This window comes from Cryobacterium sp. 10I5 (genome assembly GCF_035019865.1).
GTDB lineage: Bacteria > Actinomycetota > Actinomycetes > Actinomycetales > Microbacteriaceae > Cryobacterium > Cryobacterium breve_A.
Genome location: NZ_JASJVI010000118.1, coordinates 1 through 8872, shown reverse-complemented (window position 1 = coordinate 8872; position 8872 = coordinate 1). Strand labels below are relative to the sequence as shown.

The 8872-nt window shown below is 68.3% G+C and carries 7 protein-coding genes and 1 pseudogene; 2 read left to right on the top strand and 6 right to left on the bottom strand.

Features of this window, described 5'->3' with window-relative positions; all coding sequences use genetic code 11:
* Positions 1-111: 111 nt before the first annotated feature.
* The 5 genes and pseudogenes from QN350_RS18035 to QN350_RS18015 form a co-directional block, all read right to left on the bottom strand.
* Positions 112-225, bottom strand: a pseudogene (locus tag QN350_RS18035) (sensor histidine kinase KdpD); the annotation flags it as partial.
* Positions 226-250: 25 nt separating this feature from the next.
* Positions 251-865 (bottom strand): potassium-transporting ATPase subunit KdpC, encoded by a 615-nt coding sequence (gene kdpC, locus QN350_RS18030; protein ID WP_322139814.1) that lies wholly within the window; start codon positions 863-865, stop codon positions 251-253.
* Positions 866-918: 53 nt separating this feature from the next.
* A complete protein-coding gene (gene kdpB / locus QN350_RS18025; protein ID WP_322139815.1) occupies positions 919-3114 on the bottom strand; it encodes a potassium-transporting ATPase subunit KdpB in 2196 nt (731 codons plus the stop codon).
* A gap of 91 nt (positions 3115-3205) precedes the next feature.
* Positions 3206-4879, bottom strand: coding sequence for a potassium-transporting ATPase subunit KdpA (gene kdpA, locus QN350_RS18020; protein ID WP_322139816.1), 1674 nt, complete (start codon positions 4877-4879; stop codon positions 3206-3208).
* Complete coding sequence (locus QN350_RS18015) at positions 4879-4968, bottom strand: potassium-transporting ATPase subunit F (RefSeq protein ID WP_281534919.1); 90 nt, start codon at positions 4966-4968, stop codon at positions 4879-4881. The genes kdpA and QN350_RS18015 overlap by 1 nt, the downstream gene beginning before the upstream one ends.
* A gap of 379 nt (positions 4969-5347) precedes the next feature.
* On the opposite strand from QN350_RS18015, the gene QN350_RS18010 reads away from it, so the two are divergent.
* Positions 5348-7150, top strand: a complete 1803-nt coding sequence (locus tag QN350_RS18010; RefSeq protein ID WP_322139817.1) for a bifunctional 3'-5' exonuclease/DNA polymerase — start codon at positions 5348-5350, stop codon at positions 7148-7150.
* A 100-nt stretch (positions 7151-7250) separates the two neighbouring features.
* Positions 7251-8123, top strand: a complete 873-nt coding sequence (locus QN350_RS18005) for a DUF1684 domain-containing protein (RefSeq protein ID WP_322139818.1) — start codon at positions 7251-7253, stop codon at positions 8121-8123.
* A gap of 335 nt (positions 8124-8458) precedes the next feature.
* Here QN350_RS18005 and QN350_RS18000 read toward each other — a convergent pair.
* On the bottom strand, positions 8459-8872 hold a 414-nt coding region (locus QN350_RS18000; protein ID WP_323517038.1), incomplete at its 5' end, for an HNH endonuclease signature motif containing protein.

Sequence of the window (8872 nt, the reverse complement as noted above, 5' to 3'; positions counted from 1 at the left end):
CCAAGGCGTCATCGCTGTCCGCAGTTAACGACCAGGTCAACGCCCTCTTCAAGTAAAGACCCCTCAGAAATCGCCGTGGGGGGGGGGGGGGGGGGGCCCCCCCCCCCCCCCCACGACGACGTCCTTGCCCTCCGCGTGCAGCCGCCTGCCCTCTTCGAGCATGGCGTAGGTCTTGCCGACGCCCGGTGCGGCGCCGAGCAGCACCCGCAGTCGGCCGCGTTTCATGTCACGCCTTTCAGCCCTGGTCAGGTCAGCCCTGGTCGGGCAGCGACTCGAGGGCGAGGTTCAGTTGGAGCACGTTGACGGTGGGTTCGCCCAGGAAACCAAGGTCCCGTCCCTGAATCCTAGACTCGACCAGGGCGCTGACTGTCGCGACGGGCAGGCCGCGGGCCGCAGAGACCCTGTTCACCTGGATCCGGGCGTACTCCGCGCTGATCTGGGGATCAAGCCCCGAAGCGGATGCCGTGAGAGCGTCAGCGGGGATCTGGGCGGCGGTCACGCCGTCGGACTTCTCGATTGCGGACTTCCGGTCGGCGATCGCGGCGATCAGGTCGGCGTTCTCCGGACCGAGGTTGCTGCCGCTGGAGGCCGCCGCGTCGTAGCCGTTGCCGGCTGCGGATGGCCGTGACTGGAACCATTCCGGAAGTGCGGCTCCGTCGGCATCCGTGAAGGACTGGCCGATCAGTGAGGAACCGACCACTCCGGAACTCCCGTGGATGAGGGAACCGTTGGCCTGGTTCGGCAGGGCGAGCTGCCCGAAGGCCGTGATCGCCAGGGGGTATGCGACACCGAGGATGACGGTGAAGACGAGCATGGCGCGAAGGGCGACGCCGTACTGGCGGGCCGAGTTGCGAGGGGAACTCATGGTGGAGGTGTCCGTTCCGTGGGAAGTGAGGGTGGGGAGAGGTCCGGAGGGGGTCAGAAACCAGGGAGCAGTGCGACGAAGAGGTCGACGAGCTTGATTCCGAGGAACGGCGCGATCACACCGCCGAGGCCGTAGACCAGCAGGTTGCGGCTGAGGACGCTCGCGGCGGCGGCAGGCCGGTAGGCGACGCCGCGGAGCGCGAGGGGGATCAGGACGACGATGATGATCGCGTTGAAGATGATGGCGGACAGGATCGCCGAGGCGGGCGAGTGCAGCTGCATCACGTTCAGCACGGCGAGGCCGGGGAAGACCCCCGCGAACATGGCCGGGATGATCGCGAAGTACTTGGCGATGTCGTTGGCGATCGAGAAGGTGGTCAGGGCGCCGCGGGTGATCAGCAGCTGTTTGCCGATTCGCACGATATCGATGAGCTTCGTCGGGTCGGAGTCGAGGTCGACCATGTTGCCGGCCTCTTTCGCGGCGCTCGTGCCGGTGTTCATCGCGACCCCGACGTCGGCCTGGGCGAGTGCCGGTGCGTCGTTCGTGCCGTCGCCCGTCATAGCGACGAGATTGCCGCCCTCCTGTTCGCGCCGGATGAGGGCGAGCTTGTCCTCGGGGGTGGCCTCGGCGAGGAAGTCGTCGACGCCGGCTTCCGCCGCGATCGTCTTCGCGGTGAGCGGATTGTCGCCGGTCACCATGATCGTGCGGATGCCCATGCTGCGCAGCTCGGCGAACCGTTCGGCGATGCCCTCCTTGACGATGTCCTTGAGGTACACCACTCCGAGGATCCGCCGCGCACCGGCTGCGCCGTCCGTAGCAGCGCCTGCTGGGCTGCCTGCGGCCACGACGAGCGGGGTGCCGCCGAGCTCGGAGATCCGTTCCACGGTCGCGTTCAGGTCGTCGAGCACCGTCGGCTCGACGGGGGTGGTTTCACGGACCCAGGCGAGCACGGCGGAGCCGGCGCCCTTGCGGATGAAGGAGCCGTCCGGCAGGTCGATCCCGCTCATCCGGGTCTGCGCGGTGAAGGGCACGACGACGGCGTCGAGGGTACCCGGAGTCCCGAACCCGGTTTCGATCGCAAGGTCGACGATCGACTTGCCTTCCGGGGTCGGGTCGCTCAGGGAAGAGAGCGCGGCTGCGTTGACCAGTTCGTCCCTGCCGACCCCGGCGAGCGGGGTGAACTCCCGCGCCTGCCGGTTGCCGTACGTGATCGTGCCGGTCTTGTCGAGGAGCAGGATCGTGACGTCGCCCGCAGCCTCGACCGCTCGTCCCGACATCGCCAGCACATTGCGCTGCACGAGCCGGTCCATCCCGGCGATGCCGATCGCGGAGAGCAGGGCGCCGATCGTGGTGGGGATCAGGCAGACGAGCAGGGCGACGAGGACGGGCAGGCTCACGGCGGCCGCGGAGTACCCGGCGATGGGGTTGAGGGTGAGGGTCACCACGAGGAACACGATCGACAGGCTCGCGAGCAGGATGTTGAGCGCGAGTTCGTTCGGGGTCTTCTGCCGCGAGGCGCCCTCGACGAGGGCGATCATGCGGTCGACGAAAGTCTCGCCCGGCTTGCTCGTGATGCGGACGACGATCCGGTCGGAGAGCACCCGGGTTCCGCCCGTGACGGCGCTCCGGTCGCCGCCGGACTCACGAACGACGGGCGCCGACTCTCCGGTGATCGCGGACTCGTCGATCGAGGCGATGCCCCAGATGATGTCGCCGTCTCCGGGGACGAGTTCCCCGGCGGTCACGATCACGGTGTCGCCGAGGGTGAGGTCGGCGGAGGAGACCGCGGAGACGCTGGCCCGCTCGGCCGCGGCATCCGCTGCCTCGTCATAGCCGGCCACGAGGTTGGCGTTCGTGCTGGTCCGGGTCTGGCGGAGGCTGTCCGCCTGCGCCTTGCCGCGGCCCTCGGCGACGGCTTCCGCCAGGTTGGCGAAGATCACGGTGAGCCAGAGCCAGAATGCGATGCCGACGGTGAAGCTCGCCGGCACGTCGCCGCCGCCCGAACGGGCAGGTCCGCCGAGGAAGGGTTCGACGATCGCGAGCAGCGTGGTGAGCGCGGCACCGACCTCGACGATGAACATGACCGGGTTTCGCCACATCAGGCGAGGGTCGAGCTTACGCGCCGCCATCGGGAGCGCGGCGACGAGCTGCCCCAGGTTGATCGCGCTCGATGCGCGTTTCGGCTGACGTTCCGTGGTGGGCGCCGGCCCCTCGCCCCGTGGCGTGGATGCTTCGGTGACTGTCGACATGATTACTGCTGCCCTTCCGCCGTGAAGTCCGGCGTGAGTGGTGACGAGGAGAGGAACGGGGGAGCCTGGGTGCCGGAAGCGGAGGTCATGGCTACTGCAGTCCTTCCGCGAGCGGGCCGAGCGCGAGGACGGGGAAGTATGTGAGCGCCGTGATGATGACCGTCACGCCGACGAGCAGCCCGACGAACTGCATGCGGTGGGTCGGCAGGGTACCGCGCGTCGCCGGAACCGTGTCCTGGGCGGAGAGTGCGCCGGCGAGGGCGAGCACGAGAACGATCGGCAGGAATCGGCCGAGGAGCATGGCAACGCCGAGCGCCGTGTTGAACCACGGTGTGTTGGCGGTCAGCCCGGCGAAGGCGGAGCCGTTGTTGTTGGCCGCCGAGGTGAAGGCGTAAAGCACCTCGGAGAGACCGTGCAGGCCGGGGTTCCAGATCGAGGTGGTCTCGACATCCGCTCGCACGGCGGGAATCGCGAAGCTCAGCGCCGTTCCGGCGAGGACGAGGGTCGGGGTGACCAGGATGTAGAGGCTCGCGATCTTGATCTCGCGCGGGCCGATCTTCTTGCCGAGGTATTCGGGAGTGCGGCCGACAAGCAGACCGGCGATGAAGACCGTGATCACGGCGAGGATGAGCATGCCGTAGAGCCCGGACCCGGTGCCGCCGGGGGCGACCTCGCCGAGCATCATGTTGAGCATCGGCATCAGCCCGCCGAGCGCCGTGAACGAGTCGTGCATGGAGTTCACCGCACCGGTCGAGGTGAGGGTCGACGCCGTCCCGAAGAGGGCGGAGCCGATAATGCCGAAGCGTTGTTCCTTGCCTTCCATGGCGCCGCCGGCCGCGAGCGGGGCCGTGCCGGCGCCGCCGAGTTCGAAGAGCGTGAGCGCGGTGAGGGAGACCACGAAGATGGCGGCCATCGCGCCGAGAATGGCGTAGCCCTGTTTTCTATCGCCGACGATCGTGCCGAAGGTGCGGGGCAGGCTGAACGGGATCGCGAGCATCAGAACGATCTGGAACATGCTCGTCCACGCGGTGGGGTTTTCGAACGGATGCGCCGAGTTCGCGTTGAAGAATCCGCCGCCGTTCGTGCCGAACATCTTGATCGCCTCCTGGGAGGCCACCGGCCCGCCGGGTATGGACTGGGTGGCACCCGTGATCGTCGTGACATCCGTGAAGCCGGAGAAGTTCTGGATGACACCGCCGGCGAGAAGCACGACCGCGGCGAGGATCGCCACCGGGAGCAGCAGGCGCAGCACCCCGCGGGTCAGGTCGACCCAGAAATTGCCGATCGTGCCCGTCCGGCGTTGAGCGAAGCCGCGCACCAGGGCTATCGCCACGGCGATGCCCACCGCGGCGGAGACGAAGTTCTGTACGGCCAGGCCGAGCATCTGCACCGAATAGCCCATGGTCACGTCGGGGGAGTATGACTGCCAGTTCGTGTTGGTCACGAACGAAACGGCCGTGTTGAACGACAGGCCCGACGGGATGGCCGGAAAACCCAGAGAATAGGGCAGCACCGCCTGGGCGCGCTGGATGACGTAGACGAAGAGCACCCCCATGAGGGAGAAAGCGAGCACACTGCGCAGGTAGGACTGCCAGGTCTGCTGTGACCGGGGATTGACCCCGACCAGGCGATAGAAACCGCGCTCGATCCGGAGGTCACGGGACGATTGGTAGAACGCCGCCATGTAGTCGCCGAGGGGGCGGTAGATGAGGGCGAGGATAAGCGCAAGGGTGAGCGCCTGGAGAACGGCGAACCAGAGGTCCATCAGAACCTTTCCGGCTTCACGAGGGCGAGTATGAGGTAACCCAGCGCGGCAACGGCGAGCAGCGCGCCGAGCAGGTCGAAGACGATCACAGCTTCTCGACTCCCTTGGCCACGAGGCCGATCAGGGCGAACACGGCGATCACGCCGAGAACGTAGACGATGTCAAGCACGAGGTCGGGCACGGGAGAACTCCATCCACACGGTGACCGCGCCGGTGCAGGCGCGGGTGCCCCGGGGTCGGAACCGGGGTACTCCACAGGATTACGCCGGATTCGGGGCGAGAACCGGGGTCCTCACGGTATCCATACGGCCCGCCGACGGAACCTAACGGTTTCTCTGCGCCGCCCTGCTGCGCTGCCCTGCCCTGCGCTGCCGCGCCTTGCCCCTGTGCCCCGCCCCGCCCTGGTGCGGTTCCCTGCGGTGAGCCGGTCGCTCGTCGCCGCGAGGGCCGTCGGTGCACGCTGACAGAATGGACAGGGTGTACATACTGGTCGCTCGAGGTGGGAACGGGGAGTTCCTCGTCGAGGTCCTGGACAACGATGGTGTGGCGCTCGGTGCCGCCCGTACAGTGCCGGCGACGGAGTTCCCCGGTTTCGTGCTTCACGAGGAACCCCGGTCCCCGCGCTGGGTCTGGGAGGACACCGCAAGCATCTACCCCGTCCTCCTCGAGGCCGGCGTCCGCGTCGAACGCGCCCAGGATCTGCGGCTCTGCCATGCGATCCTGCGCCACTCCGTGCTCACTGCCGGGAGCGACCTCGCGAGAGCGGAACCGAGCCGATGGGATGCCGCCCTCGCGGTCGTCGCGGAGACCCGCGATCCGGGGGCGACTCTTTTCGACCTGTTCGGAGAGGAGAGCGACGTCGACGCGGGCGGAGGCTTCGCGGACGCGGGCGCCGAGTTCCGGCTCCAGCTTGCGGCCGTCGCGGAGAGCGAGGAGCCGGGGCGGCTCCGCCTGCTGCTCGCCGCGGAATCCGCCGGCGCGCTCATCGCCGCCGAGATGCGCTTCGCCGGCCTGCCCTGGCGTACCGACGTTCATGACGAGCTGCTGACCAGGGTCCTCGGGCCGAGGGTCGGCCCCGGAATCCGGCCGGCGCTCCTCGAAAAACTGGTCGCACGCATCCGCCATGAACTCGACGACCCCCTTGTCAACCCGGATTCGCCGCCCGAGCTCATCCGCGCCCTGCGGCGGGCCGGGCTCGCCGTGACCTCGACGCGGGCGTGGGAACTCAAGGAACTCGACCATCCCGTGATCGAGCCCTTGCTGGAGTACAAGAAGCTCGCCCGGCTGCTGAGCGCCAACGGCTGGTACTGGATGGACACCTGGATCGTCGACGGCCGCTTCCACCCGGAGTATCTGCCGGGCGGGGTCGTGACCGGTCGGTGGGCGACCCGCGGCGGGGGAGCGCTGCAGCTGCCCAAACAGGTGCGCGGTGCCGTTGTCGCCGACTCCGGCTGGAAGCTCGTCGTCGCGGATGCCGCCCAACTGGAACCGCGCATCCTCGCAGCGCTCTCGGGAGACACGGCCATGGCGGATGCCGGGCGCGGTAGCGACCTCTACGCCGGCATCGTCGCGAGCGGCGTCGTCGAAACGCGCGCGCACGCCAAGGTCGCCATGCTCGGTGCGATGTACGGCGCGACGACGGGGGAGAGTGGGCGGCTGCTGCCCCGGCTCGCGCGAGCGTACCCGCGGGCGCTCGCGCTGACCGAGACCGCCGCGCGCGCGGGCGAGCGCGGCGACCAGGTCACGACCAGGCTCGGCCGATCGTCGCCGCCGCCGGGTGATGCCTGGTACGCCGCCCAGTCCCTGGCTTCCTCGGAGGGAGCCGGCGACGCTGATGAGCGCAGGGCCCGCACCCAGGCCAGGGACTGGGGCCGTTTCACCCGCAACTTCGTGGTGCAGGGGAGCGCGGCAGAGTGGGCGTTGTGCTGGATGGCTGAGATCCGGAGGGAACTCCGGAAGCTGTCCACCGAGGCTCAGGCACCCTCCGGGACCGGGTCAGGGTCAGGGTCAGGGTCTCGGTCGGGATCCGCGTCGGGATCCGGGTCCGGTTCTCCTTCCGGGAGTGGCGGCGCAGTGTTCGCCGACGCCCCGCATCTGGTGTTCTTCCTCCACGACGAGGTCATCGTGCACACTCCCGAGCATCTGGCGGCCCGGGTAGTGACCATTATCGAAGATGCTGCCGCCACGGCCGGCCGACACCTGTTCGGCACGTTCCCCGTCGACTTCCTGCTGACCGTTGCCACTGTCGACAACTACGGCGACGCGAAATAGTGCCCGTCGCGGCAATAAACTCCGGCCGGTGACGGTTGCATCCAAGGTACTCAGACGACGGGATGGCGCAGGAATGGCACATCAGGTAGAACACGGCAGCGTGGCTGACGGAACCGCGACCCAGGGCAGCGTGGATCAGAGCGGCACAGACGCCGCACTGGCAGAGCTGGCAGAATTCCGCGACGGTCGGACCCGTGCTGTCGTCGGGCCGCGAGGCAATCTCGCTCTCGTGAACACCCAGTGGATCACTGGTGATCCGGCGGTCGGCCAGCCGATTTGGGGCGTCCCCGGGCTGTGGGCGCCGCTCCCGGCCGGTGTGTCGGGCCTCTCCCTCACAGCGACAGCGAGCGACGGGATCATCGTCGACGGTGACGTGGTCGATGGTTCGGTGCTGGTCGCCGGACTCGACGCGATGCAGCCCTCGGGCATCCGCTTCAGCGAGACGCTCACGGGAACCGTGATCGCAGGCGAAGACGGCGGGTATGGCCTTCGGGTGTGGGATGCCGCCTCCGAGGGAATCCGCGACTTCGGTCGGATCGACGCGTTCCCCTTTGACCCGGAGTGGGTGGTCGAGGCGACCTTCACGCCGATCCCCGGGCGCGGCGAGGTCAGTATCGCGCACCTGCAGGACGAGGGGCGAACCCGCCAGCGTGCCCTGCCTGGCGAGATCACCTTCACCAGGGACGGCATCGACTACAACCTCGTGGCCTTCGAGGATGGGCCGAGTCTGCTCCTCGTGTTCGCCGACGCGACCAACGGGGTCAGCACGTACAGCGTCGGCAGATTCCTGCGTGTCTCACCGGAGGGCGACGGCACGATTCGCCTCGACTTCAATCGGGCCTACCTGCCTCCGTGTGCGTTCAGCTACAACTTCAACTGCCCGATCGCACCTGCCCAGAACCGTCTGGCCATCCCGATCGAGGCCGGCGAGCGCATGGTCCTGGCCGCGGACGGCACGCCACTTCACGACTGAGCCGATCGCCTCACCTTTCGCCGAGGTGCTTCAGCGGCTGCCTCGTCGACCGGTCGCGTCGTCGAGCGGAAGTGTCGTCCGTGGGCCGTGTCGTCGGCCGGCTGCGTCGTCCGTGGGCCGTGTCGTCGACCGGCTGCGTCGTCAATGGGCTGCGTCGTCCACCAGCAGTGTCGTTCACCGGAAGTGTCGGCGGTCTGCTGCCTCGTCCACCGGTAGCGTCACCGACCGGCAGTGTCGTCGACCGGCTCCGTCGTCCACCGATAGCATCTTCCAGTCGTTGCCTGTCCGGGGCGACCGCGTCGACGTTCGACGAGGCATTCCTTTCCTTGCGCCGCTTAGAAGGGTGTCGGGTCGTCGGTGTTGGGTTCGGGGTCGAGGTTCCAGACGTCCACGACCGGTGCCGGCGGTTTGGGCTCCGGTTGGGGTTTTCGGGGTGGTCTCATGTCGGCTGAGGGTTCGACGATGTAGCTGTACCCGGCCGGGGACGTCCACTCGATGCGCCCATCGCCGAGGTGTCTCGGCGACCATCTCGTGTAGCTCTTCACCGCGTGGTGGTACGGGCACAGATGGGCGAGGTTCATCGCGTCGGTCTCGCCGCCATGCTGCCACTCCACACTGTGATCCACATCCGACCGCTTCGCGGAGCGGCGGCAGCCGGGGAAGGTGCAGGTCTCATCCCGCACCTCGAGCCATTTCTTGAGCGCGGCCGGGACCTTGTAGGTGTCGCGTCCCATCGAGAGCACGACCCC

What these genes read in the sequence shown, in the direction of transcription:
- kdpC (WP_322139814.1), bottom strand. Translation starts at nt 865, where the DNA reads ATGAGTTCCCCTCGCAACTCGGCCCGCCAGTACGGCGTCGCCCTTCGC.
- kdpB (WP_322139815.1), bottom strand. Translation starts at nt 3,114, where the DNA reads ATGTCGACAGTCACCGAAGCATCCACGCCACGGGGCGAGGGGCCGGCG.
- kdpA (WP_322139816.1), bottom strand. Translation starts at nt 4,879, where the DNA reads ATGGACCTCTGGTTCGCCGTTCTCCAGGCGCTCACCCTTGCGCTTATC.
- QN350_RS18010 (WP_322139817.1), top strand. Translation starts at nt 5,348, where the DNA reads ATGGACAGGGTGTACATACTGGTCGCTCGAGGTGGGAACGGGGAGTTC.